Here is a 25,998-nt window from a genome sequence, read left to right as displayed (position 1 = left end):
GATGCGATCTTCCGTGAAAAACTCATGATATCCTCCCATTCAGATTGCTCAATCCAAGGCCCAGCTCCTCAAAGCCCTAGATTGATTAGTTTGGTAACTAACTTTATGCCTAAAAATTTCGTCGCGTCAATCTTGGCTCGCTACCGAACGATATCTCTGGGAGCAACCGCGGCCTGCCAACGATCTGGATTCCCCATTCCTATCCGGGCTGTCTACAGCACGCGCCCAACGAACACCTGCCTATTACCATCGTGGAAGAAGGGCTCAGCATCATGGCCGGCATCTATTGGGAAATCGGTAACGACTGAATCTATCGCCACGACAGGCAGCGTAGCTTGGAATGGCGCGTTACTCGGCTAGCAACGATTCACATACAACTCGCCTAACGCGCCCCACACTAGGGGATCTCGTGCAACGCGCTTCATTTTAGAAGTCGAGCTGAGCGTTGCCATTTTAGCTGGGTAAAGCGCGCTGATTACGTCTGTCGAAAGAAGGGCGAGCCTCCGTTCAGCGTCAGCTTTGCGCCCCCAAGTCGGACGTTCGCGAACTCTCCATTCGCAGCCGAAAGCGGTCATTCTTACCTTGCTATCGATCCTGCACTTCACACGGGTGGGGTCGCAGGTTCAATCCCTGCCGCGCCCACCATCTTTCAAGCACTTAGCTGGAAGGATGGTCTCACCATTCCATACCGGGGTATCCTCGGGGTAGCGATTTGCTCGCTACCCCTCGAGTTTTCACGACATGTGAGCGGCCGTCGCAGCGGCCCCAGCCGAGGCAGGCGAGCTCGAAGCAGGCCGCCGCGCGCCGATAAGCTCGAGGGCGTCGGTAGCAACCACCTTCACCTCTTCGGGGCCGAGGGTTCGGGCGCTTCCCGTATTGGCATTTTCGCCATGATGATCGTCACACGTTGCATTGTTGCAGCGGTCGAGCTGCATGAGCTCCCGATGGCAAGGGTGCGACGATCCCTCGCTCGCAATTGCCTTGACGATGGATCCGAGGTTTTGATCGGGGATGAAGTAGGCCCGGTATCGCCTGTAGTGCGTCTCGAGGACCCGGCGCACCGTGAGGGCCACCTTGCCATGATCGCCCTCGTTCCGATCAACGTAGGCGGTCAGCTCATCAATCATCTCGATGTGCCGAGCCCGACAGAGAAGGTCCAAGTTCACGACCGAGGCCTCTGACCACTGGCCCCCGGCGGCGAAGTCGATTTTGAAGGCCGCGCAGGGCGTGCCCACGCAGCGAGCCTCGATGTCGAGGAGCAGATGCTCGTCGTGAGACAGCACGATCATTTGGCGGCATCGGCCGCAAAGCTCCTTAATGACCTCGACCGTCATGTAACGGCGATGGCTGTCGTGGCTGCTCAGCGGGTCATCGACCACGACTGTCTTACCAGCGAGGTCCGTGTCGCTGTCTAGCATGGCGAGGAAGAAGGCGAAGGCGAGCGTGGTCTTGTCCCCGGCTGACAGCGTGTTGCGGAATGAGGGGATTGCGTCCGCCTGCCGTCCCCGGCCGCGCGCGACGGTCTCGCCCTTGATGAGTAACCCGTAGTCCACTTGACCCGAGTTGCCCTGCATACTGTTGGTGATCTTCGAGATGGTGAAACTGGCGCCAAAGCGGCCGAGGTAGTGATTAACGTGGCTGTGGTACTGCGCGGCCGAGGCCTCGTTCACATCCTTGAGCTTTTTCTGAATGTAAGTCCGGGACTTGCGCGCCCGCGCGTCCCGCTTCTTCGCGCGGAAGTAGGCGTCGACCCGCTTCTGGACTCCCGCGTCATGCCGGGCGATGCGCTTCTTCACGTTGTCGCGGGTCGCCTGTGCGGCCGCCAAGTTGGTCGGTGCGGCGGTCGAGACCTTGGCAGCAGCTTCATTGATGGCGACGACGGCCTCGTTGTAGGCGTTGATGAGTCCGGTCGCGGTTGCCAGCTTGGCGGCGATCTCGGAGAGGTCAGCCTCGGCCTCGAGCTTGTCCAGCGGTGACGCGCGCTTCTTGTCGCACAGCGCCTTGGCCGCTTTGTGGGCGTCCGCGATCACGGGCCCGAACTCGGCCATCTCCGGGAGTGGCTTATCCAGCCGGACGTATTCGCCCCACTTGCGGGCCGCCTCGGCATTCGTCTCGACCTTCGCAGTCTGGCCGGTGCGGGTGTCCTCGCCCAATGCAGTCTCGACCTCGACGCCGAGCTCCCGGACCGTCGCTAGGTGGGCCTTGTAGGTGTCGCCGAAGATTTGGCCGTACAGCGTCACCATGCCCGCCTGATCCACGTCCTCGCGCCCACAGAAGGGGCAGGAATCCTCGTGGATGTGGTCCAAGCCATAGCCGATCCACTCCTCGGCCTTCTTGTCGAGGTGGAAGCGGGCGAAGTGCTCGAGCAAGCGGTCCCGTGCCGAGGTGTCGATGTCAGCGACAGTGCTGGCGAGGACGGCCCCCATGCCGGCCGGGAGAGCGAGGGCGGGAAGCGCCTCGAGCTGCTTAAGAGCGGCAATCTTGTCCGCCTGTTGCACCGCCTTCACGGCGCGCTCGGCATCCTCGAGGCGCTTATCGTAGTCGGGGTCGGGCACCAGCGCGAAGAACTCGTCCAATCCCATGTCGGCGGGTTTGTCCTCGACAAGTGCAGTCTCGGCCGCCTTCAATTCCGCTGCTGTCTTCCGGTTGATCTCATTGAAGCGTTCGAGGTGGGTTGCCAGTCGCACGCCCTCCTTACCGATGATGACGGAGAAGAGGCCACGATCATGGGCGAGCTCGGTTAGCTCTCCCGCATAGATGTTGTCGGCAATGAACGAGGTATCGAAAACCTCGATTGGCGCGCCCTTCGACTTCCACTTGCCGTTGTCAAAGCGGATGTTCCCGGCGTCAGCGATAAGGGTAATGTCCGGCGCGGCACCCCCGTTGCCCAAGGACTGGCGAGCGAGGACGGTGTTGGAGCAACCATCCCGTGCCGCTCGGAGGACTGACGTTAGGGTCGATTTGCCCCTCCCGTTTCCTCCATAGAACAGCGTGAGCTGCGAAAGCTTCGGGGACCCGGGCGTATCGAACGCGCGCAATACCCCCACGTTGCGAATGACGAACTTGCTGAACATGAACAAATAGCTGACTCGGAAACACCTGAGAGTCAAAGGTGTTCGCCAGAACTGTTCTCTATTGGTCCAGCTATAGTGCGTACCCTCGGCCGGGATGCGGGCGCGGCGCTGTGGAAGCGATGGCACGGCGGCGGGCGGCCTCGTCTTCGGATAGGGCGTGCTCCGACCTATCCGGCAGCTTATTTCAGTCCACTCCCCCAGAGCAGTCGGTCGGCTTTCGGCCCCTAAGGCGTCGGCAGGAAATCATTTCCCAAGTGCGACTGGTTAAGCTGACGACAAAGACTGAAATGGGGTGGTTTGCGGACAGTCAGCTTTTGGGTGCCGCGGGCCAAATAGCTGCCGCTAGGATATTGGTTGGTCTCGAGGACAGCTTATGCCCGCGACTTGGTCTCTAACGTCCGCCCATCCGGTTGCTCTTGAGCGTGATTTTTTAAAGCGCTGCAGACGGCCACGCTCCTTGAGAAACGAAAACTACCGACGGCTGGCTAATAGGTCCGAAAGGCTGCTTTGATCCGCACTCAAGAACGGCTCGTACGTTTTAAGGTCGCGAATTTAGGAACCGCTGCATCCGGTTCATCGCCTCCGACAACCGCGCTTCGCTCTCCGCTCCAAAGCATACCCGGATATGACTGTCACCAGCTTCGCCGTAAAATCCGCCAGCTTCAACCACGACGCCTTCGCGCTCCATGAGTTGGCTCGCGAGATCCTGCGACTTGAGGCCAGTGTCGGAAATATTGGCAAAGGCATAGATCGTGCCTTGCGGCAGGTCGCACACTACACCTGGCATCTGGTTCAGGCGCTGAACGACGAGGTCGCGGCGGCGGCGATCGCCTTCGACCATGCGATGCAGTTCGCCGGCAGGTCCAGTGAGTGCGGCGACTGCGCCGTACTGGATGAAAGTGTTCACATGCGTCACTTCATTGGTGGTGATCTTCATTAGCGGCCCAATGAACGAAGCGTCCGCCGCGATCCAACCTAGGCGCCAGCCATCCATGGCGTAAGCCTTGGTGAAGGCAAACATGGTGATGGTGCGCTCCCGCATCCCCGGCAATGACGCGATCGAGATGTGTTGAGCGCCATCGAAAACGATCTGTTCGTATACCTCGTCGGCGACAACGATAAGATCGTGTTCGATTGCCAGGTCGGCCACGGCTTGAAGTTCCTCTCGGCGATAGACCCGACCCGTCGGATTGCAAGGATTGATCAGCACAATCATGCGCGTGCGATCCGTGATTTTTGGTTCGATCAATTCGCGACGAATTGAGAAACCGTCGCCTGCATCAAGCGGTGCGGTCACAACCCGGGCGCCCGCAAGTTCGATTTTGCCGATGTGTTGCGGATAAAAGGGCTCCAACAGGATTGCCTCGTCGCCCTCGTCAAGCAGCGCCATGAACGCCGCAAAGGATGCCTGAGTCAGACCATTCGTGACGATGATCTCGTCTGCTGTAAAATCCAAGTTATTGTCGGTGCGCAGCTTCGTCGCGATGGCATTCCGGAGCTCAGGGATGCCTTTCAGGTCGCTGTAGTGAACTTTACCGTCCCACAGAGCCTGAATTGCCGCTTGTTTGATGTGGTTTGGCGTGTCTTCCAGTGGCTTGCCAAGCTCCAAATGAATGAGATCGCCCGGCTTGCCGTAAGCCTTCGCGAACATGCCAAAGTTCTTCTCGCTCGATTGCGTGATCCGGCGCGCAAACCGCGATTTCTGATTTCGGGCCGGTGCGGTCATGTTCTCGATCCTTCTCACGCTAGCGTTCGGCTTGTTCGAATTGACGTTACGCTTCTCACATGATCGTATGATCAAATCAATGCCACTGGATGATGGATATCATCTCGCAAGTGCGCGACGATCGGAGGCCAGACTAATCCCAATGGGATTGATGGGTGTGACCAACGCACGGATAGACGAGCGTTCGGATTTTCATATACGGAGCAACGGAACACACAATCTGGGAGGCACCTGATCTCTCAGAGAGATCGGGACGATAGAGGCAATGCACATGACGGTCGTAACGTTCGGCTCAAAAATCCGTAACGATACTGCGGGACTTCACGCGGTGAAGCGGCGTATGACGACGCAGGATCTGGTTTACGAACAGTTGCGCGATGCACTCATCGCAGGGAAATTTGAGGCTGGACAAGGGTTCACTATTGCTGCGCTCGCTGAGCAGTTCGGTACCTCGCACATGCCGGTACGCGAAGCGCTAAGGCGACTCGCGGCAGAAAATGCTCTCTCAATCGGAACCTCGGGTACGGCAATGGTGCCGCTGACGTCGACCGCCGGGCTCGACTATCTTGGGCAGGCCCGTTGCGTTCTGGAAGGTGCCGCTGCGCGGCTTGCGGCTGAACGCATCGACCCGGCTTCCATTGACCGGCTGAAAGCGATTACCGACGTCCATGTGAATGCGCTACGTGACGGAGCGTCCGACCGGATGCTCGCCTCTAACCGCGAATTCCACTTCATGATCTATGAGGCGGCAGGCAATCCGGTGATGGTCAATCTGATCCAGAACCTGTGGCTGCGCTACGGCCCCTACGTGCGGATGTTGTCGGATCGAATGACCGACCTCCTCATCCACGACGATGGCGGCGATTACTCCCGGCATCACGTGGAGATCATGGATGCGCTCCGGGCGCAGGACGGAGCGGGTGCTGAAGAGGCGCTTAAAGCGGACATTCTTGCGACGCAGGCACTGCTCCACAAGTTCTGCCGTTGAGCTGTAATCGCTCAACTGCGCATTTGATCAAATTTTCCTTGCATCCCGATTTCGTTCCCCTATCGTGAGCCTGTCGCCCGACAGAGGCGAAGCCGGCCGGCCCAAACTTGCCGGACCGAAACAAAGGGGAACTCGATAATGAAACGCATTCGCTCGGCGATCGGGCTTTCGACTCTGGCCGCCGCCCTCGCCGCAGGAACAGCTGTCACCGCAGGGGCTGCAGAATTCCGCTTTGCCGGTCCGCTCGACGCCTACACACTTGATCCGCACGCGGTTTCAAACACGCTCGTCTTCGCCGTGTTGCGCAATGTCTACGAGCCTCTCGTGCAGCGCGGCCCGGATCTTTCGCTGCAGCCGGTGCTCGCGACCGAGTGGACGCAGCTCGATGATCTCACCTGGGAATTCAAGCTGCGCGAAGGCGTCAAATATTCCAACGGAAATGACTTCAACGCCGATGACGTCGTCTTCTCGTTCGAGCGTGCCAAGAAGGGTGGAATGTCATCCCATCTCGCAGACGTGGCGAGCATCGAGAAGGTCGACGACCTGACCATCCGGCTGATTTCCGACGAGCCGAACCCCGTCCTGCCGAACCAGATCGTCAACTGGTTCATGGTCGACCAGGAATGGGCCGACGAAAATGGCGCACAGGAACCCGGCCAAGCGGACAATTCCACTGAAGGCTTCGCCAACCGCAATGCGATGGGCACCGGTCCTTACGTAATTTCCTCGCGCGATCCGGGCGTGCGCACCGATTTTGCCGCCAATGCCGACTGGTGGGGCGAGATCACCGGCAATGTTGATAGCGCCACCTTCTTTGTGATCGCGAACCCGTCAACCCGTGTTTCGGCGTTGATCTCCGGCGAAGTCCAGATGATCGACGGCGTGCCGCCCCAGGATGCCCAGCGTATCGAAGAAACGAACGGCATCGAGATCGTGGCCACGCCCGATTTGCGGACGGTCTATCTGCAGCCGGACATGCTGCGCGACGAGCTGATCCACGGCGGCGGCGTTGAAGGCAATCCCTTCAAGGATCCCAAGGTGCGCGAGGCTATGAGCCTCGTCATCGATACCCAGGCGATCCAGCAGCGGATCATGCGTGGCTATTCGACTCCTGTCGGCCTGCCGATCGCCAAGGAGATCGAAGGATCGACTGAAGAACTGAATACGCCTGTGACACCTGACCTTGAGCGAGCACAGCAGCTTATGGAAGAAGCCGGCTATGCGGACGGCTTCCAGGTAACGCTCGACTGCACAAACGATCGCTTCATGAACGACGAGGCGACATGCCTCGCCGTGGGATCGTTCCTGGCCCAGATCAACATTGCGGTCACGCCGCGCACGCAGGCCACGGCCCGCTGGGCGCAGCAGATCAATCCGCCCGGCTACGACACGTCCTTCGCGATGCTCAGCTACTCGCCGTACACCTACGACGCGCACCAATTCCTGACAGGACTTGCCGTCACGCGTGACGCAGACGGCGGCCGCGGCGCCTTCAACATCGGCGGCTATTCCAATCCTGAGCTCGACCGGCTGACCACAGAGATTGGTGCGGAGACCGACCAGGAGGCGCGCAGCGCGCTGCTTGCAGAAGCGCTCACCATCCTCAAGAACGACCATTCCTTCATCCCGATCCACCAGTTGCAGATCCTGTGGGGGCTGCAGGAAGGCGTTGAAGTGGTTCAACTGGCGGATCTCGCCTATCCTCTCGCCTGGTTCACGGTGCCGGAATGAGCGGCGACGCTGATTTCGCGCGCCGGCTGGCGGAGCTCATCGCCTTTCCGACGGTCAGCTCCGTTTCCAACTTGGCGCTGGTCGAGCATGTGGAAAAGCTCGCACTGGCTGAAGGGGCGCGTCTGCGCCGCTTCGCCGACCCGTCGGGTGAAAAGACCAATGTTTTGATCTCAATCGGTCCTGAGGCGGAAGGCGGCATCGTCTATAGCGGCCATACCGACGTCGTGCCGGTGACCGGTCAGGAATGGTCGGGCGACCCTTGGACGTTGCGGGAGCGCGATGGTCGGCTGATCGGTCGCGGGGCCACGGACATGAAGGGCTTCCTCGGCTGCTGCCTCGCAGCCATGCCGCAAATCGCTCGAATGAACCTGAAGAAGCCGATTCATCTTGCCTTTTCCTATGACGAGGAAGTCGGCTGCACCGGCGTTGGCCCCATGGCTGAGTGGGTGGGTGCCAACGCCAAGCCACGTCTTGCCGTGATTGGCGAGGCGACATCCATGGAGTTGGTGAACGCTCATAAAGGTGGCTGCATCGGCTGGACATATATCCTCGGCAAGCCAGGGCATTCCTCGCAACCAGAGCGCGGCATCAACGCTGTGATGATCGGGGCAAAGCTCATCGACGAAGTCTCGGCGATCTATGCCGACATGCGCAACGGACCGTTTTTCGAGGCACTCGATCCGCCTTATTCGACGATCCAGGTCAATCAGGTCGAAGGCGGCAGTCACGGCAATATTCTTGCCGAGCATTGCAAGTTCTTCTGGGAAATGCGGCTCGTGCCCGGCGAGAGCTTCGACGTGGTTCTCAACCGAATGCACGGAGCAGCCCGCGATCTCGAACGCTCGATGAAGGCTGTCGACCCGGCTGCCGGCGTTCGGATCGAGATTCAGGCGAAGATCCCGCCGCTCGCTCCAACGGGTGACGCGGCGCTGGAAGCGGAACTTCTCCGGCTTCTCGGCTGCGACAGCACACGGGCCGTCTCCTACGGCACGGAGGCAGGCATCTTCCAGGCGGCCGGCGTCCCATCTGTCGTTATCGGCCCAGGCGCGATCGCCGACGCGCATCAACCGGACGAAAGCGTCGCGATCGACCAGCTTGCTGCCTGCACCAAGTTTCTTACCGAACTGGCGGAAACGGCGACGCGATGATCATCCACGCCATCGAGCGCATCCTGCAGACGCTGGTCGTTCTGCTGGTGATCAGCTTTATCGCGTTCATGCTGATCACCACGCTTGGCGATCCGATCGGGCTGCTGCTGCCGCCGGACGCGACGATGGCTGAGCGCAACGCACTGATCGCCCGTCTCAATCTCGACCAGCCAGTCATGCAGCGGTTCCTGTCCTTCGTCGGCGGAATTCTGCAAGGCGATTTCGGGCTTTCCTACCGCACCCAGCAGGATGTTGGCTCGATGATCCTGGAACGCCTGCCGGCCACGGCAGAGCTTGCGTTGGTGAGCCTCCTCGTCACCATTGTCGTCGCCGTGCCCGCCGGCATCCTCTGTGGCGTCAAACCGAAGGCGTTGGTCTCGCGCGCCATCATGTTCTTCTCGATCGCCGGCATCACGCTGCCAAACTTCGTGGTCGGCATTCTGCTGATCGCGATCTTCTCTGTGCAACTCGGCTGGTTTCCCTCCTTCGGCCGCGGCAGCACAGTCAACCTTGGCGGCTGGACCACAGGGCTTTTGACCGCGTCCGGTTGGCAGGCGATCATCCTGCCCGCCATCACGTTGGCGACGTTCCAGATGACGTTCGTCATCCGCATGCTGCGCACGCAATTGATGGAGGTCGGCCAGAGCGAGCACATCCGCTTCGCCCGCGCCCGCGGCCTGAGCGAGACACGCATCTGGTTCGTCTATGCAATCCGCAACGCCCTGCTTCCGACCGTGACGATGCTCGGCCTGCAACTCGGCAACATCATCGCATTCTCGGTCGTGACGGAAAGCGTGTTCGCTTGGCCGGGTCTGGGTTCGCTGTTCCTGCAATCGGTTCAGGCAGCCGACATTCCAGTCATTGCGATCTACCTGATCTTCGTCGGCGCGGTTTACATGGTGATCAACCTCCTGGTCGAACTCTCCTACCCGCTGATCGACCCGAGGCTGAAGCGGAGGAACGCTTGATGACGACGAAAGCGATCCTCCACAATGCACGCAGCGCACCTGGGCCGACATTCGCAGCCTTCGCCATTCTGGCACTCTTCCTCTACGCGTTTCTCGTACCGCTCTTCACCGCCGATCCATTCCGTCTCGCCGGAATGTCGATCATGGATTCCTTCACGCCGCCGATGTGGATGGTCGGCGGCAATCCGAACTTCCCGCTCGGAGCGGATGATCAAGGTCGCAACCTCCTGACTGCCATGGCCTACGGCCTGCGGACCTCGATCATCGTTGGTGTCTCGGCGGTGCTGATCGGGCTGATCCTCGGCGGATCCCTCGGTCTTGTCGCTGGTTTCGTCGGCGGACGTACGGACGCGATCATCATGCGCGTCGCCGATGTGCAGCTCGCCTATCCAGCACTCCTGCTCGCCATGGTGATCGACGGCATCGCCACCGCAATGATCGGACGGGAGCGCAGCGCGGGGCTGGCCATCGCCATCGTCATCTTCGCCATCGGGATTGCGTTCTGGGTCCAGTTCGCGCGCACCATTCGTTCATCGGTCATGGTCGAACGCGACCAGGATTATGTCGCGGCCGCACAGATCACCGGGCGAAGCAAGCTCGCGATCGTGCTGCGGCATATCCTGCCGAACGTGATGGCGCCGGTGCTCGTCATCGCCACCATCAATCTCGGCATCGCGATCATCACTGAAGCGACGCTGAGCTTTCTCGGCATCGGCATCCCGCTGACGCATCCCTCGCTCGGCGCGCTCATCCGCAACGGCAATGCGTTTCTCCAGTCCGGTGAATGGTGGATATCGGCTTGGCCGTGCCTGGTGCTTGTGGCGCTGGTCATCGCGGTGAACGTGCTCGGCGACCATCTGCGCGATCATTTCAATCCGAAGCTGCGCGGGAGGTCATGATGCAGGCACCGTTGCTCACCGTCCGCAATCTGTCGATCACACTGCACCGAGAGGGCAAGCACCTGCCGGTACTGAACGACGTGTCCTTCGACGTTGCGCCGGGTGAAGTGCTTGGCGTGGTTGGCGAAAGCGGGGCTGGCAAATCGGTGGCCGGGGCAGCCCTGATCGACCTGCTCGTACCGCCGCTTCGGCGCTCGTCAGGCGAAATTTCGCTCGGGCGCGACCGGCTGGATCTCATGTCGCCGCGCCAGATGCGGAATGTGCGCGGCAAGCGGGTCGGGTTCATCTTCCAGGATCCGATGACAAGCCTCAATCCGGTGCTCTCCATCGGCAAGCAGTTAACAGATACGATGCAGGCGCATCTGAAGATTGGACGCGCCGAGATCAAACGACGTGCCCTCGCATGGGTCGAGCGCGTCGGATTGCCCAACCCCGAACGCATCTTGAAGGCAGCGCCGCACGAATTGTCAGGCGGCCAACGCCAACGCATCGTGATCGCGCTCGCGCTCTGCGCCGAACCGGAAATCGTCATAGCCGACGAGCCGACGACGGCGCTCGATGTTTCCGTCCAGGCGCAAATGCTCGATCTGATGCGCACGCTGCACAAGGAAACCGGCACAGCCATGGTGCTGATAACCCACGATCTCGGCGTCGTCGCCAAGATGGCGGACCGGGTCGCCGTCTTCTACGCAGGTCGCGTGGTCGAACTGGCCGCGACGTCAGATCTCTTCGCGACGCCGCGTCATCCCTATACGGCGGGTCTCATGGGCGCCACGCCGGCGCCAGATGCCGAAGGCCGAATGCAAGTGGTGCCTATTCCAGGCGCCATGCCGGGCATCGGCGCCCTGCCCTCCGGTTGCGCGTTCCATCCACGCTGTACCAGGGCGCAGCCTGATTGCCGGGAGATCGTGCCGCCGCTCGCCGCGCTCGAAGCCGGGCTCGCGGCCTGCCTTCATCCATTGCCGCGAGAGGTGCGCTCATGATGCCGGGCGAAGTGGTTTCCGTCAGGGATCTGTCCAAGACCTATGGCGGCAAGGCGAGCACCATTGAGAAGCTTCTCGGACGAAAGCCACGTGGTCTGAAGGCTGTGCGTGGCGTCAGCTTTTCCATCGATCGCGGCGAAGTGCTGGGCTTCGTCGGGGAGTCCGGTTGCGGCAAGTCCACGCTGGCGCGCCTCATCGCCGGCCTGATGGCGCCAAGCGAGGGCGAAATCGTCTTCAACGGCAAAAAGCCGCGTCTGCAGATGGTGTTTCAGGATCCGTTCTCTTCCCTGAACGGCCGCTGGCGGGTGCGCGACATCATCGCCGAGCCCATCCGCACGCATAAACTGCGCAAACCCTCCGAGATACCGGGCCGGGTCGCCGAACTGCTTGAGCAGGTCGGGCTCTCGGCCGCGGACGGAATGAAGTTTCCGCAAGGATTTTCCGGCGGCCAACGGCAGCGCATCTCGATTGCGCGGGCGCTCGCGGGCGAGCCGGATTTTCTCATTCTCGACGAGCCGACCAGCGCGCTCGACGTCTCGGTCCAGGCGCAGATCCTCAATCTCTTGCGCGACCTTCAATCGCGGCTCGGGCTCACCAGCCTCTTCATCACCCACAACCTCTCCGTCGTGCGGCTGATGGCCGACCGGATCGGCGTCATGTATCTCGGCGAACTCGTCGAACTCGCTCCAGCGCACGACATTTTCACCGATCCGAAGCATCCTTACACACGGCTTCTGATCGACGCCGCACCCGACCTTGATCCCATCGACCGGACGCTACACCCGATTCCCGGCGAGTTGCCCGACCCGTCCCGCCCGCCTTCTGGATGTTCGTTCCGCACACGCTGTCCCTATGCGCAGCCGCTCTGCGCGGAACAGGCTCCGCCCCTGCGCAAGGGCAATGGCCGGGAAATTCGCTGCCACTTCGACCTGCAACCGCAGAGCCTATCGGTGCCGGAATGAGCCGCGCCGCAACAATCGCGCTGGCCAAGGGCACCGTCGCCGACGACAGCTTCCGGGCGCGGCTTGCGCGCTTTGTCGCCATTCCGTCAGCCAGCCGTGTCGCTAGCGCTCGGCCGGAACTCGGCCGGTTCTTAAGCGACGAACTCGTGCCGCTGTTTCGATCCATGGGATTCACGACGCGGCTTCTGGAGCATCCGGATGCGCCCGGCCCCTGCCTTCTTGCCGAGCGGATCGAAGGCGACGGCTTGCCGACCATCCTTCAATACGGCCATGGCGATGTCGTCGCCGGGCTGGACGGATGGAGCGAAGGCCTAGCCCCATTTGATCTCCGCGAGCGCGCAGGACGCTGGTACGGGCGTGGCACCGCCGACAACAAGGGGCAGCTCAACGTCAACCTTACCGCCCTTGAAGCGCTTCTAAAGACGAGGGGCCGGCTCGGCTTCAACCTGAAATATCTGATCGAGATGGGCGAGGAATCCGGGTCGCTCGGACTGCGTGACATCTGCCGAGAACACGCGGACGCGCTCAAGGCTGACGTCCTGATCGCATCAGACGGGCCGCGGCTCGCTGCCGACAAGCCCACCATCTTCCTCGGCGCGCGCGGTGGCATCTCCTTCTACATCGAGATCAAGGCACGCGAGAATTTCCAGCATTCCGGGAATTGGGGCGGGCTCTTAAGCAATCCCGGCGTGGAGCTCTGCCACGCCATTACCGCACTGATTGGCCCGGCGGGCGAGATCAAGGTGCCCACGCTGACGCCGGGCGCGATCCCCGAAAATGTCCGCGAGCATCTATCGCGCCTGAAAGTGACACCGCAGCCGGGCGATCCGGAGATCGAGCAATGGTGGGGCGAGCCGGGGCTGACCGCCGAGGAAAAGGTCTTCGCCTGGAGCAGTTTCGAGGTGATGGAGATGGAGTGCGGCAACCTTGCCCAACCGCTCTACGCCATCCCACCCAGCGCCAGGGCCCGTCTTCAGCTCAGATTTCCAGTGGGCGTTGATGTCGATGCAGTTGTTCCGGCAGTCCGGAAGACACTCGCTAAAGCCGGATTTGACCGCGTCATAGTGCATGACACACATGACGCGGTGTTTCTCGCTACAAGGCTCGATCCCGACCATGATTGGGTCCGTCGCATAGCTGCGTCGATCGAAACAACTATGGGTACTTCGCCATCGATACTGCCGAACCTTGGTGGCTCGCTCCCGAACGATATCTTTGCGAGCGACCTAGGCCTGCCAACGATCTGGATTCCCCATTCCTATCCGGGCTGTCTCCAACACGCGCCCGACGAGCACCTGCCCATTTCCATCGTGGAAGAAGGTCTCGGGATCATGGCCGGCATCTATTGGGATATCGGTAACCACTGAACCGATCGGCACGACAAGCAGCGCAGTCGGGAATGGCCTCCTATTCGGCTTGGGACGCCCCACCCGCAGTTCGTAGAGCTCTCGCCGAAGATCATGAGATCTCGGGCAACACACTTCAGTTTCAGAATTCGAGCCGAGCGTTACCATTTTGGCTGGGCACAGCGCGCTATTGCGTCTATCGAAACAAACGCGAACATTCGCCGACGGGCGGAATGATTTCACCTAAATATCGATGTTGCGGCAAATTGCAATCACCAGCCGAAGGGCTTCGAACGTCCGTATTGAGGCATAGAGGGGGTCTGGCTGAACGTCCGACTAGGGGGCACAAAGCTGACCTGAGACCTGCATGACGAATGGCCGGTTATGGGATTTTGTCGTAATGCTACGAATGGCCGGCATGGGGTCGAAAGCTGTCATTAAGATCCGCGTGCATTTCAATGGCAGCTATTCGGGCGTCGTCGCCCAGAACCGGACCGTCCGGAGACGGCCCCAAAGGCGTCGGCAGGAAATCATTTCCCAAGTGCGCTTGTTGGACGCTGGAGCGGCTGACGGCCGCGATCACTGAGCCATCATTGCCATGGTGCGATCGCGGCCTGGTCCACCGCATGGGTCGACAGATGTCGTTAACGCAAACGACAGCGAATGACGATTGCAGAATGCCCTTGGAAAGCGCGGCAGCAACCAATGCTAGATCTGTTAAAGATTCTCGCGGCGTCATCCACACCACATCCGGCTCGCGTGGCGGAGCAAGCGACTGCTTCATTAAACCTCAATTCACCAAGCACTTCGCTTTCCGGGAGCAAAGTACCCTTCCATCCATTCTCGTCATGCTCAAGTCGGGCGATCGCCCTACAGTGTGCATGGACAGCAGATTGGACGGAGTAATTGCTTGCGCATAAGGAGAGCCGTAGAAGCTCTCGGCGTGCCTATGGGCGCGCTGTTGCTTTGACGACAGCCGGCCTCGGCGTCGCGATAGCTATCGGACTTGTAACGAAAGACAGGATTTTGAACGCAGGCATTCCTGTGATCGCACGGAACATCCAGAGTGCCGAGTTGCGCGGCCGGATAGATTGACAGATCTTGTCGGTCGGCAGACGTCCGGCACGCTGTAAGCGGCTCGAAGACCCTCCGGAATTCGGATTAAGGTCGACGCCGAGTCGGGTTGGTCGTCTTTAGCTGGGTGTCACTGTGCAATTTGAGCGACGCATCTGACACAGCCATTTATGGCTGCCAGCATAATGTGACTACGACAAGTCGTATGCCCTTTTAACCAAACCGCAATCATGCATGGCGGTAATCGCTTCTGCGGGCAAGATCAGTCTTGAGGCCATGAGCGCCAATGACCGCGATGATCATTTTCTCGCAGATCTGACTTGTGGCGATTCTTATCCTAACGTTGGGCGTTGCTCATCGGAGATGAGCCTATGACAGCTTCTGCCCCGCTGTAGGTTGGGGACCTCTCATGAAATTTCTGTCGCACGCTTCGATTCGAGCAAAAATTCTGACGCTCGTTGTCGCGCTGGCCGTGACCTCTGTGGGCGGCGCCGCGTTCATGGCTTATGAAGCCAATTCCTCGAGCGCCACTTTCCTAGAATTCATCGAGGCAGACATCGAAGCGACGTCGATGGTCTCCCGCGCGACAAGAAATCTTCAGTCTGTCGCTTATCGCTCCTATCAGGCACTCGATAGCGAACCTGGTTCACCAGCGCATGCAGTCGCGCTGGAAAGCTATCAAGGCAACGCCGAGCAGATGGTGGAACGTCTTTCGACTGCCATGGAACTGATGCCCGCGGAAACAACAGCGCTTTCGTCGCTTCGCGATCGCGCTACGCAGATCGTTGAGGGCACGGGCAACGCTATTGATATCGACGCTGGCGGCGATAACGGCGCAGCCCGCGCGGTCATGATCGAGACTGATCTCTTCATTGACGACCTGACGACCGATCTCCGCGTCTGGAGCGAAAGCATGTCGGACATCGTCAAGGAGAAGAGCACGGCCCTCAAATCCAATAGTGACCGGCTGGCCCTGATCAGTCTTGTTGCCCTCATCGCGCTTTCCGTGGTGATGGCAATCATCTCCTTGATCGTTTCCACACTGGGCATCACGCGTCCCATCGCGGCGTTGAATGGCCGTATGCAGTCACTGGCGGAAGGTGATCGTGAAGCAATGGTGCCGGGGCTCAGCCGTGCCGACGAGATCGGCAAAATGGCCGATGCTGTCGAGGCTTTCCGGCAGGCTGCCATTGAGAAAGTTCGTCTTGAAGATGAGGCGATCGAAGCCCGAGGCATGAGTGAGACTGAACGGCTGGAACGCGAACGCCTCAAGGCCAAGGAGGCTGCAGAAATCCAGGCAGTGGTCGACGCTCTCGCCGAAGGGCTTGGCAAGCTCGCCGACGGAGACCTCAGCCATCAGCTGGATCGCCCCTTCGCCGGCGAGATGGACAAGCTGCGCGCCGACTTCAACAACGCCGTCAGCAAACTCAATGCAGCAATGGTGTCAGTCACGGAGAATGCCCGCGCGATCCATTCCGGCTCGGAAGAAATCCGGGTCGCAGCGGATGACTTGTCTCGCCGCACGGAACAGCAGGCAGCTTCGGTCGAGGAAACAGCTGCTGCGCTCGAAGAGATCACGACCACGGTTGCGGACAGCACAAAGCGTGCTGAAGAAGCCAGCCAGCTTGTGGCGAAGACACGCGTCGAAGCTGAGCGGTCGGGTGACGTCGTCAACAAGGCGATCGTCGCGATGAGCGAGATCGAAAAATCCTCGATCGAAATCTCCAACATCATTGGTCTCATTGATGACATCGCGTTCCAGACCAATCTGCTGGCACTGAATGCTGGCGTCGAAGCTGCAAGAGCTGGCGACGCCGGTCGAGGCTTTGCGGTTGTGGCTCAGGAGGTCCGTGAACTCGCTCAACGCTCGGCCCGTGCGGCAACCGAGATCAAGGTTCTGATCAACGCCTCCGGTCAGCAGGTTAAATCGGGTGTGACCTTGGTCGGCGAAACCGGACGGGCACTGTCAACGATCGTGCAGGAGGTCCAGGAGATCAACACGCATGTCTCAGCGATTGCCGAGAGCGCGCGGGAACAATCACTCGGCTTGAAGGAAATCAACACAGCCGTAAACAGCATCGACCAGGGCACACAGCAAAACGCGGCTATGGTCGAGCAATCGACCGCCGCCAGCCATAGCCTGGCTCAAGAGGCAGTCGCGCTCAATGAGTTGATGACGCAGTTCAAGATCGTCGACGGCTACCAGAGCCAATACAAGCCGGTGACGAAGGGGCCTGCTGTCGCAACTGACCGCGCGAAGTCTGTGGACTCACCCGCCCGGAAGCTCGGCCGGAAACTCGCGAGTGCATTCGGTGGTGGATCCAGCGCCGCTGCGGTCGCTCAGTCCCATGAGAGCTGGGAGGAGTTCTGATGTCCGGTTCACTCATCGGCTCCAACACATCTTTGGAAATCATCGCGTTCTATCTGGGTAACCAACAGTTCTGCGTGGAAACACTCGCGATCAGGGAGATCAGGGGGTGGGCACCGTGCACACCTCTTCCTCACGCACCGCGCGATGTGCTCGGCGTCATGAATCTGCGGGGCTCGGTCATCCCGATCATCGATCTGGCTGCGCGCCTTGGCATGCCTGCCGCTCAACCCACAGAGCGCAGTGCCATCGTCGTTGCAGAAGTCCACGGGAAGGTTGTCGGACTTGTCGTTGAACGGGTGTCGGACATTCTTTCGGTCAGTCCGGATGACATTCAACCGGTACCTGTCGTCTCCGCCGAATTCGACGGAAGCTATGCCGAAGGCATCATCCCATTGCCATCGGGGATGGTCTGCTTCCTCAACCTGTCTCGCTTGCTGACGAAGAACCCGGCTGAACTGGCTGCATAAAAAGCAGAAGCGCGGCGTATGGCGATCCATCGTAGCGCTTCCTCGCTGACTATTGTTGGTAGCACTCTGATGAAATATCGCGGCTGCCGTCCGACGGTTGCTACGTTACCGTCAACCCGGAGACCGTCGCCTCGACGCGCGCCGGTGTGTTCTCGCTGTTTGAGGAGACCGCAACGGCGACAAGGCGTTCGAGCGGCTGACCGAAAACCTTCGGAAAATCTGCGGCAAGGTCGACGGTTTCGGTAAAACGGCCTGTTCCTGCCGGACGCGTGATGAGATTGCGAAGACGCTCCGGCGCATGTGGGCTCGGCACCACGCTTCCCAGGGGTGTGTTTCCGCCCCACGTGTACATGAGGATCCGGGCCGACCGGTTGGTCATGAGACTGCGGATATTGGTTCCCGGACGAACGCGTTCGGCTCCTGCCGCATCGACACTCACGAAGAACAGTCCGAGATTGCGATCGTCTGTGCCGATCGTGGACAGATCCGACGGCGGCACCGAACTGTCGACCTGCCATGTCCAGCTTGCTCTTTGGGCTCCATGAAAAGAATGTTCCAACATACGGTAAAAGATCGAAGAGCTGCCATCGGCGACGACGCGCAGCTGTCCGTCGCCCAACGTGAACTGGTTGGGTTCAAGACGGCGGAAGGTCAGATGCTCCCAGCTCTCGTCAAATGGCACCGCGGCCGCACGCGCCACACCGATGCCGGAAAACAGCGCTCCGGCGGTTGCAGCTGCGCCAAGCCCAAAGGCACGACGCGTCATGGGAAACTTTATCGAGGTCATAGGCAGCTCCTTCGTCAAAAATCGTTATGGACACAGTTCGCTACGGGAAGCCCTTCACCGCGAAGACAGGTTGCTCGGCGCCGACGTTCGGGCTTGAAGTTTTTCGAAGATCACTCGCCGCATGATCCTGCCGGCCACGCCCGGTAGCAGCCGGCCGAGGATAGAGGCGCCGCTGGCCGCCATTCCCGGTACGATGAGAAAGCCCGATCGGTTCCGCCAGATGGTGTCGGCCACGACGGAGGGAGGCATCCTCGTTCCGCGATCGTCAGGCGTCGGGGAGTGCTCCGTTGCATGATCGGTGTCCATGGGTCCAGGTGCGACCACCTGAACGCGGATGCCGAGAGACCGACGCAGAGGCCGCCGCAGGCTGCGCGCGAAGACAGTTAGACCGTCCTTGGTGCCTGCGTAGGTGCTGGCACCCGGATAAGAGACGAAATGGGACAGGGAACCGACGAAAACGAGCCTCCCACTGCGTACGAGCGTATTCGCCTGGATCAACGCCGTGGCGAGCACCATTGGTGCGGTGAGGTTGACAGCGATGAGCTTTGCCTGCCGTTCCACCGGAAGCGTTTCGAAAGCCCCGGTCGCATTGATGCCCGCATTCAGGATGACGATGTCGAAGGGTTTTGAAGCGCTTAGTCGGTCGATGGCCGTTTTGAGGTCGGCTGCGTCCGAAAGATCGGCGTGGATTGCCTCAACGCCGGCGGGCAGTTGCGCCAAACCGTTTGCGTCGGCATCCAGGACGGTCACGTGGCAACCGTTTTTCAGTGCGGTGCGCACGCAGGCATGCCCTAACCCCTTTGCCCCGCCTGTGATGAACACGCGCGTCATCGCACGGCTCGCAACGGCAGTCGCGTCAGATATCGGCCGTATGAAAGCGTCTGGCGATAGCCCCTGTCAGCTTCGAGCCCGTCGACGACCATGTCCGCAACGGTTTGTGGCGGCAGCATCAGCTTCGTGAGCCAGTCTGTCGGCCGCCCGGCCCGCTCGGCCATCCCTGTCCTCGTGGGACCGGGGTGCAACACGCGGACGGCCACACGGTCTTGCCATTCCAGAGCAAGCGCACGCCCGAACCCATCGAGCGCGGCCTTCGTCGCCGCATAGACCGGCATGGCGTCCGCCCCTTTATGGGCGACAGAGCCCACCAGGCCCAGACGTCCGTGGCGCGCAGCGAGCTTTCCGTAAAGTGCGTGTGCAAGTCGGATCTGGGCGGTGAAATTGATTGAAACGATGTGCTCGACCTCGCTTGCTCGCTCCTCTTCAATGGTTCGATAAAAGCCTGCGCCGGCGCAGAGGATTGCCCGATCCAGGCCGTCTATCTGATCATCGATGAAGCGCTCGATTGCAGCCGCCTCGGTCAGATCAACCGCGTGATACTCGATGTCGGGATAGTCGACCGGCAAGGACGTGCGTGATCTCCGGCCTGTCCCGATGACACGATGGCCCTGCGCGCAAAGCTGCTTCACGACCGCAAGCCCGATACCGGAACTTGCGCCGGTCACAAGATAGGTTCTCGAAAGCCGTTGTGGGGCCTGCCATGTCGACACGCGATTTCCCTTCGCCAAGTACAGCGTGCGAAGGAACATGAGCGCGCGACCGGGTAAACTGCCGTCGGCTCATCTCACGTTGAATTGAAAGCCGGTGAGTTTGCCGAAGCGGATGTTTCGCAAGATGCGAATAAGGAACTCATTTTCCGACCGCAGTCGGCGAGAGGATACCAATGGCTAAGATCGGATCGCGAGCCGTCGTCCAGATCTACTCGCGCGCGACGGCGGCTATTCGGGCGTCGTCGCCCAGAAGCGGACAGTCTGGAATCGGCCCCAAAGCGTCGGCGGGAAATCACTTCTCAAGTGTGGTCAGCTCAACTGACGCCAAGGACTGAGATGGGGTGGATAAGAGCCGCGACCGATTCTGTTACGCCGTGACGCGGCTGTAATAACCGGCGGAGACGAATTGGAAATGGCATGACTGCACCACAGATTATCATCGCGAGCGATGAGTATTCAGGCACTGCAATTCCTAATCATTATTTCGCGGTGGATGACCTCAACGACACGATGGACCGCGCCAAGGCAACGGGCTCACATTAAATACGGACAGAGCTAGCCTATGAGCGGTGACATTCAGGGGACCACGTCAGTGTCTGCCGACTTGTCAAGCGACAGGAACGCCAGTCGTCCAACCGCTTCTTTCACGCCAGCCGTCAATCAACCGCTCCAGAGGGCGAGCAGAACAACCACTGTTGCAGTGAGGCGCTCATAGCCACTGCAGCTGGGACACTATTGCGCCTGAAGCGCCCGTTGAAGCTCTTCATGGGGGCAACTTCAGAATTGAAAGCGGCGATGGTCAGACCAGTTTTGGAACGCCCTTTGGCCGTAATGCACGCTTTTGAGCAGCTATTCTAACAGGCGCATTAGTGCCGCCGTAGCCATTATAACCTCCACGTCGTTCAACGATCTCAAAGAAGAAGCCTTCCGCGAAGGTGTGACTGTAAAACTGAAAAAACTCTCCCTCACCTTCACGGTCATAAAGAATGTTGCTTTCTCTTAATTGGCTAAGCAGGCCGTCATCCAGCCCGAAGCGCGCTTGCAGATCGTTGTAATAGTTTTCTGGTATCTGAAGCGGCTTGAAGCCGAGATCAGCCATCCGCCTGGCGCTTTCGAAAATATTTTCGCTCTTGAAGGCTAGATGCTGAATGGCAGATCCGAAATTTTCAGCGATAAACTTCCCGGCCAGTGTTCGGCTGTTCTCAGCCCCGTTCATCGTCAATCGAAATCCATCACTTTCGACGACTTGGCTGCGGACTAACCCCGAGGGGTCGACGACGTCGACTATTGCAGATTTGGTCGTTCGGAAGATGGAGATGTAGAAGAGAAGCCACGTCAGCAACTCGTCGTAATTCATGGACTGCGCGAGATGGTCGACCTTTGTTAGTCCGGCCCCGAAGGATACCGGAACCTCAACCTGGTTGAACTCTAGGCTCCAAATGGCTGTGAGAGCGTCGTCGATGAAGTAGATGATGCCGCCGCCGACACCCCGGATCGCGGGGATCGATAGCTCTCCCGCGCCGCGCGTTTCATGGAATGTTTCAGCGCCAAGCACTCGTGCTCGCTCAAGGGCATCTGACGCGTCTGCGACACGCAGTCCGATCGCATAGGCGTTCGTTCCATGGACCAAATAGGAGGAATGGGCGAATCCCTCAGAACACCTATTGACCACCAGATTGATTGCACCGCCTTCAGGCTGCCTCCAAAAGGCAACATCACGATGAACATGAAGCGATGTTTTGACGAATCCCAGACTTGCCAGAACTCCTTCCAACTCTGTCGCCTCGTCGCCGAAACTAGCGAATTCAACGAACTCGATGCCGACGATGGCGATGCGATCCGGCATTTTCGTGACTGCAATCGCGTTCTCAGGCTCGATCCGACGAACTCTATCCATTAGATTTACGAGCGAACGTCGTCCATCAACGGCAATCGATCGAGATGATCCACCCCGGAACTGGTCATTGAATATCTCGAGTGAGAGTGGGCCCCTATAGCCGGTCGCAGCCACCGCACTCATAAAACCTACAACATCAAGATCACCTTCGCCGGGCATGCATCGAAAGTGCCGTGACCAATAAAGAAGATCCATACTCATCATCGACGCGTCCGCCAGTTGGACGATAAAAATGCGGTCGCCGGGAATGGAGCGGATAGTGTCGAGTTGGATGCCGCGCGACAGCGTGTGAAACGAGTCCAGGATCAGCCCGACCTTGGAGTGATCGGCCCGCCGAACGATCTCCCACGCATCACGATGATCATTCACGTGGCGTCCCCAAGCGAGTGCTTCATAACCAACCCGCACGCCATGCTCCTTGGCAATATCTCCGAGCGCGTTGAAATCGGCAGCTGCCCGATCGATGCCGCCAAGCGATGTAGGCAATACGTTCGAGCACACCAGCATCAGATCCGTACCAAGCTGGTTCATCAACTCGAACTTGTGCCGCGCGCGCTCAAATGCTCTTGCTCGCTGCGGCTCTGGTAATCCTTCAAAGTCGCGGAATGGTTGAAAGAGAGTAATTTCGAGCCCATGGTCGCGCACCATCGCTCCAACGTCGCGTGGCGAACCGTCGAATGCGAGAAAGTCGTTTTCGAAGATCTCAACCCCGTCAAAATCTGCCGCCGCGATGGCAGAGAGCTTCTCACGAAGATCGCCGGAAAGAGATACTGTCGCAATTGAGGTCTTCATAAACCGTCCCAAACTTTACTTAGACAGAGCCCATTCAGTTGGTCAGCCGGTCCCTAAGTCCTTTCGCATGGATCAACGCTGGCGAGAATGTTCAACAGTTCGGAGCGAGAATGCTGGAGAATGCGACTACGGTCGGAAACATCACCCTGGGTGGGTATTTCGAGCGAGAACGAGCATTCTACAGGGAGAGCTTCAAGAAGCTCACGGATTGGAAGTGCTCCCTCTCCTAAGCCCAGGCGGCCACCCCTTGCTTCCGCAATGATGTCCCCACGCAACTCTTTCGCGGCATCGCAGACCTGCACAATGTCAAGCCAGCGGTATGGGATGCGCGCAACATCACTGGCCAATCCGCCGGATCGAATAAGATGCAGAATGTCTATGAGAACATGTGCATTGTCGCAGTTGGCGCGTGACAGCAGCAACAATGCATCTTCGAGTGTGCCGATGGGACGCCATCGCATGAATTCCAGGTGTACCTTGAGGCCGTATAGACCGGCCATATCGCACAGTCGGGTGAACCGCTCCTGCATGAGGATCGGGTCTTCGATATCACCCGTCACTATTATGCCATTTGCGCCGAGCTCGGCTGCAACTTCGAGCAGGGGCTTCAAAGCTCGGATGTCGATTTCAGACGTCAGCGGCAAAAGCTCGACTTCGCTGATCCTCACTCCACTTGCTTTAGCATGAGCGTTTAAGTGATCAGTTTCAGCGGTCCCCGGGGCATAAGGATACACGGGCGTGCCTGGCGCTGCTTGGTAAAGGCGCAACGCCACGGAATCACAGCCAGTCTCCACCGCGAGATCAATCAAGGACACAGGCGGCAGATCGATAGCGCTCAGATGGGCAAGCCCGACTTGTTGCCGGGCCATCAGTAAGTGGCTCGTCCGCCGGAGGCGTCAAAAACAAATCCGGTCGTGAACGAACATTCTGGGCTCGCGACAAAGCAGACGAGTTCGGAGAGCTCGCCGATGGAAAGAAACCGCTGCATCGGGATCTTTGCTTTGGACGCCGCGATATGATCTGCCGTCATCTGCTGTAGCAGTGGCGTTTCAACCATAACAGGGGCGACTGCATTCACCGTGATACCTGTGGTAACCAGCTCCTTTGCCAGCGATTTCGTAAACCCGATTGCTCCCGCCTTGGCGGCTGCATAGGCTGAAATACCGGGCACCCCCTCCTTACCGGCGATCGAGGCAACATTGACGATCCGGCCGTAACCTGCGTTCACCATCGGCTGGATAAACGCCTGACTTACCAAGAAGACGCTGTCGAGATTTATCGAAACAACTCGCCGCCATGTATCGTAGGCGTAGTCGACCACCGGCATGACGGGTCCGTTGATACCTGCGTTGTTAACGACGATCTGGGGCGCTCCCACCAATGCGATTGTTTGCTTGGCAGCAGCCTCCACACTCCTTGGATCCGCAACATCGACAGCGACCACCGCAGCAGGCTCGAAACCGATTGCTGTTGGGTCAACCTGGTCTGACAGGTCCCAAACCACTACAAGTGCGCCATCTTCGGATAGACGCTTGGCGATGCCGGCGCCGATACCGCGGGCAGCGCCTGTGACGACCGCGACCTGTCCCGACAAACCTTTCCTCATGCGACGATCCTTGCTCGTGTCCGGTAGAATTCAATCGTCTGGGCAAGACCTTCGGCGAGCGGTCGCGGTGACCACGTTTTGAGCAGGTTCGAGCTGTTATCCGCTTGCGGCAGAACGATCGGCATTGCAGGACCTTCAGCGCTTACTGTCAGACCTGAAGGCGCGAGCAATTGAAGCTCACGCGCGACCGCCTCCGCTTCAAGACGCTGGCCGAACAGATTGACAATGTGCGCACCCTCGAATTTCGTATTGAGCGCGGTCACAAAGGCTTCCGCCACATCACCGACATGGATCATGTCGAGCGGCCCAGTGAATGGGATCGTGTAGGACCGTCCCTCACCGATAGCTCGCGCAGCGAGACTCGGCCCCGCCGACAATCCTTGTTCGCGACCGGGTCCATAGACGACGTAGGGCCTTATCCCAATGGAAGAGATCCCGTCATCGGCTGCAAAAGCCTTTGCGCAGATCTCGCCGGCTAGCTTGAACGCACCGTAGAGGGTCGTCGGCTGAGGGATGGAGCCACCATCGGGGCCATAAACACCGGCGGAACTCATATAGAGGACACGTTCATGACCGAGGGCCTTCGCCGCGGCAAAAACGTTGAGCAATCCGATCAGGTTGATTTGCGCCCCACGTGCCGGATTGGCGCGACATCCTGGCGTCAAGAGTCCGGCCAAGTGGATGATCGCGTCGGTTCCGCGTGCAGCGCTGTGCAAGTCTTCGGCGTTCGCAATATCTCCTGTTATCCAATCCAGTGTTTCCGCGATCGCGGCTCCGCAAATTTCGGCCACGAGCCGGCGATCGCGACTGAGATCAAAGACGACGGGTTCCCAGCCCTCTCGGACAAGCGTCCGCAAGATCCAGGCGCCGATAAATCCGGCAGCTCCGGTGACAAGCACCCGACGCGCACCTTCCGCTGGTCTTGCCAGCGCCGGCAAATCAGAGATGGGCATCGGCATCGCTCAGAACGTGTTGCGTTTCGTAGAGAGTCACGCGATCTGCACGCAGAGCGCCCATGTCAGCATCAAGTGCTGCCATTGCAGTTTCTGTCGATTTTCGATCCATGCCTTCGACCAGCAAAGCGATCGCCACGGTGACATCCTTGTCGCCGCGAGCTTCACGAAACGTCTTCTCTTTGGTCGGCTGTTGGCCGAACTGCGGGTCCCCTTCCAAAGCATGCGCCCCAAGCACGCCATCAAGCTTGCAGACAAGGTCAAGCCAACCGCCGACTGCAAAGCCACGAGCATCATCGCGAGATGGTTCGTTGAACTCGTAGGTCGCGAGCCATCCGCCAACTCCGCGCCCGCGTGTCTGCAGGACACGACAGACGGTGCGGGAAGGCGCCACATAGGCGGAGAGAACGCGCGTTGTCCAAGGCGTAGGATCATTGAGTCTTGCCAAATATGGCGCGGAAGCGAGTGTGTCGATCTCGTCTGTTTCATACATCATGAAGTAACGTCGATCCTGAGGCACGCCATCCACTGCGATGCAGCGGCGTCCGCGTCGAAAACCAGGAATGGCCAGCCGCTCAGGCATATGCTCGAGACTGTGCCAAGCGTTGTAGTCCACCTCGGCATCGTCTGTGATTCCGCCCCAATTAGCGAGAACACCGCGTCCAAGCAAACCAGTCAT

The 25,998-nt window shown here is 59.5% G+C and carries 20 protein-coding genes and 1 pseudogene; 11 read left to right on the top strand and 10 right to left on the bottom strand.

The window, feature by feature from the left end:
• Positions 1 to 134: 134 nt before the first annotated feature.
• A pseudogene (locus D5400_RS21455) lies at positions 135 to 308 on the top strand (M20 peptidase family dipeptidase); the annotation flags it as partial.
• Positions 309 to 734: 426 nt separating this feature from the next.
• Here the strand turns inward: D5400_RS21455 and D5400_RS03615 are convergent.
• Both D5400_RS03615 and D5400_RS03610 read right to left on the bottom strand, forming a co-directional pair.
• A complete protein-coding gene (locus tag D5400_RS03615) occupies positions 735 to 3,074 on the bottom strand; it encodes an AAA family ATPase (protein WP_126007740.1) in 2,340 nt (779 codons plus the stop codon).
• A 538-nt stretch (positions 3,075 to 3,612) separates the two neighbouring features.
• Complete coding sequence (locus D5400_RS03610) at positions 3,613 to 4,800, bottom strand: pyridoxal phosphate-dependent aminotransferase (protein ID WP_245451415.1); 1,188 nt, start codon at positions 4,798 to 4,800, stop codon at positions 3,613 to 3,615.
• A 271-nt stretch (positions 4,801 to 5,071) separates the two neighbouring features.
• On the opposite strand from D5400_RS03610, the gene D5400_RS03605 reads away from it, so the two are divergent.
• The 10 genes from D5400_RS03605 (at position 5,072) to D5400_RS03560 (ending at position 17,737) form a co-directional block, all read left to right on the top strand.
• A complete protein-coding gene (locus D5400_RS03605; protein ID WP_126007738.1) occupies positions 5,072 to 5,788 on the top strand; it encodes a GntR family transcriptional regulator in 717 nt (238 codons plus the stop codon).
• Between the two features lie 138 nt (positions 5,789 to 5,926).
• The gene (locus D5400_RS03600) at positions 5,927 to 7,519 is read left to right on the top strand and encodes an ABC transporter substrate-binding protein (RefSeq protein ID WP_126007736.1); all 1,593 of its coding nucleotides are present in this window, start codon (positions 5,927 to 5,929) and stop codon (positions 7,517 to 7,519) included.
• Positions 7,516 to 8,667 (top strand): acetylornithine deacetylase, encoded by a 1,152-nt coding sequence (argE, locus tag D5400_RS03595; protein ID WP_126007734.1) that lies wholly within the window; start codon positions 7,516 to 7,518, stop codon positions 8,665 to 8,667. The genes D5400_RS03600 and argE overlap by 4 nt, the downstream gene beginning before the upstream one ends.
• Positions 8,664 to 9,635: an ABC transporter permease gene (locus D5400_RS03590; RefSeq protein ID WP_126007732.1), complete on the top strand. Its 972-nt coding sequence runs from the start codon at positions 8,664 to 8,666 to the stop codon at positions 9,633 to 9,635. The genes argE and D5400_RS03590 overlap by 4 nt, the downstream gene beginning before the upstream one ends.
• Positions 9,635 to 10,534: an ABC transporter permease gene (locus D5400_RS03585; protein ID WP_126007730.1), complete on the top strand. Its 900-nt coding sequence runs from the start codon at positions 9,635 to 9,637 to the stop codon at positions 10,532 to 10,534. Before D5400_RS03590 ends, D5400_RS03585 begins: the two co-directional genes overlap by 1 nt.
• Positions 10,531 to 11,517: an ABC transporter ATP-binding protein gene (locus tag D5400_RS03580; RefSeq protein WP_126007728.1), complete on the top strand. Its 987-nt coding sequence runs from the start codon at positions 10,531 to 10,533 to the stop codon at positions 11,515 to 11,517. The genes D5400_RS03585 and D5400_RS03580 overlap by 4 nt, the downstream gene beginning before the upstream one ends.
• Positions 11,514 to 12,479 carry an ABC transporter ATP-binding protein gene (locus tag D5400_RS03575; RefSeq protein WP_126007726.1) on the top strand — a complete coding sequence of 322 codons (966 nt, stop codon included), beginning with the start codon at positions 11,514 to 11,516 and terminating at the stop codon, positions 12,477 to 12,479. Before D5400_RS03580 ends, D5400_RS03575 begins: the two co-directional genes overlap by 4 nt.
• Entirely contained in the window at positions 12,476 to 13,846 is a 1,371-nt protein-coding gene (locus D5400_RS03570) for a M20/M25/M40 family metallo-hydrolase (RefSeq protein ID WP_126007723.1), read from the top strand. The genes D5400_RS03575 and D5400_RS03570 overlap by 4 nt, the downstream gene beginning before the upstream one ends.
• A gap of 1,462 nt (positions 13,847 to 15,308) precedes the next feature.
• A complete protein-coding gene (locus D5400_RS03565) occupies positions 15,309 to 17,270 on the top strand; it encodes a methyl-accepting chemotaxis protein (protein WP_126007721.1) in 1,962 nt (653 codons plus the stop codon).
• Positions 17,270 to 17,737, top strand: coding sequence for a chemotaxis protein CheW (locus D5400_RS03560; RefSeq protein ID WP_126007719.1), 468 nt, complete (start codon positions 17,270 to 17,272; stop codon positions 17,735 to 17,737). The genes D5400_RS03565 and D5400_RS03560 overlap by 1 nt, the downstream gene beginning before the upstream one ends.
• 100 nt (positions 17,738 to 17,837) lie before the next feature.
• On the opposite strand, the gene D5400_RS03555 is transcribed toward D5400_RS03560, so the two are convergent.
• The 8 genes from D5400_RS03555 to D5400_RS03520 all read right to left on the bottom strand — a co-directional run bounded on the left by D5400_RS03555 (position 17,838) and on the right by D5400_RS03520 (position 25,998).
• A complete protein-coding gene (locus D5400_RS03555) occupies positions 17,838 to 18,524 on the bottom strand; it encodes a DUF3047 domain-containing protein (RefSeq protein WP_126007717.1) in 687 nt (228 codons plus the stop codon).
• A 54-nt stretch (positions 18,525 to 18,578) separates the two neighbouring features.
• Positions 18,579 to 19,355: an SDR family NAD(P)-dependent oxidoreductase gene (locus tag D5400_RS03550; protein WP_126007715.1), complete on the bottom strand. Its 777-nt coding sequence runs from the start codon at positions 19,353 to 19,355 to the stop codon at positions 18,579 to 18,581.
• The gene (locus tag D5400_RS03545) at positions 19,352 to 20,071 is read right to left on the bottom strand and encodes an SDR family NAD(P)-dependent oxidoreductase (protein WP_164527770.1); all 720 of its coding nucleotides are present in this window, start codon (positions 20,069 to 20,071) and stop codon (positions 19,352 to 19,354) included. Before D5400_RS03545 ends, D5400_RS03550 begins: the two co-directional genes overlap by 4 nt.
• Before the next feature lie 799 nt (positions 20,072 to 20,870).
• A complete protein-coding gene (locus D5400_RS03540; RefSeq protein ID WP_126007711.1) occupies positions 20,871 to 22,760 on the bottom strand; it encodes a bifunctional sugar phosphate isomerase/epimerase/4-hydroxyphenylpyruvate dioxygenase family protein in 1,890 nt (629 codons plus the stop codon).
• Between the two features lie 53 nt (positions 22,761 to 22,813).
• Entirely contained in the window at positions 22,814 to 23,629 is an 816-nt protein-coding gene (locus tag D5400_RS03535; protein ID WP_126007709.1) for a sugar phosphate isomerase/epimerase family protein, read from the bottom strand.
• Positions 23,629 to 24,366, bottom strand: a complete 738-nt coding sequence (locus D5400_RS03530; protein ID WP_126007706.1) for an SDR family oxidoreductase — start codon at positions 24,364 to 24,366, stop codon at positions 23,629 to 23,631. Before D5400_RS03530 ends, D5400_RS03535 begins: the two co-directional genes overlap by 1 nt.
• Positions 24,363 to 25,319, bottom strand: a complete 957-nt coding sequence (locus tag D5400_RS03525; RefSeq protein WP_126007704.1) for an NAD-dependent epimerase/dehydratase family protein — start codon at positions 25,317 to 25,319, stop codon at positions 24,363 to 24,365. Before D5400_RS03525 ends, D5400_RS03530 begins: the two co-directional genes overlap by 4 nt.
• Positions 25,306 to 25,998 (bottom strand): hypothetical protein, encoded by a 693-nt coding sequence (locus D5400_RS03520; RefSeq protein WP_126007702.1) that lies wholly within the window; start codon positions 25,996 to 25,998, stop codon positions 25,306 to 25,308. Before D5400_RS03520 ends, D5400_RS03525 begins: the two co-directional genes overlap by 14 nt.

Source organism: Georhizobium profundi, from assembly GCF_003952725.1.
GTDB classification, from domain to species: Bacteria; Pseudomonadota; Alphaproteobacteria; order Rhizobiales; family Rhizobiaceae; genus Georhizobium; species Georhizobium profundi.
The sequence above is the reverse complement of the archived record's forward strand: the minus strand, read 5'-3'. Positions and strand labels throughout refer to the sequence as shown.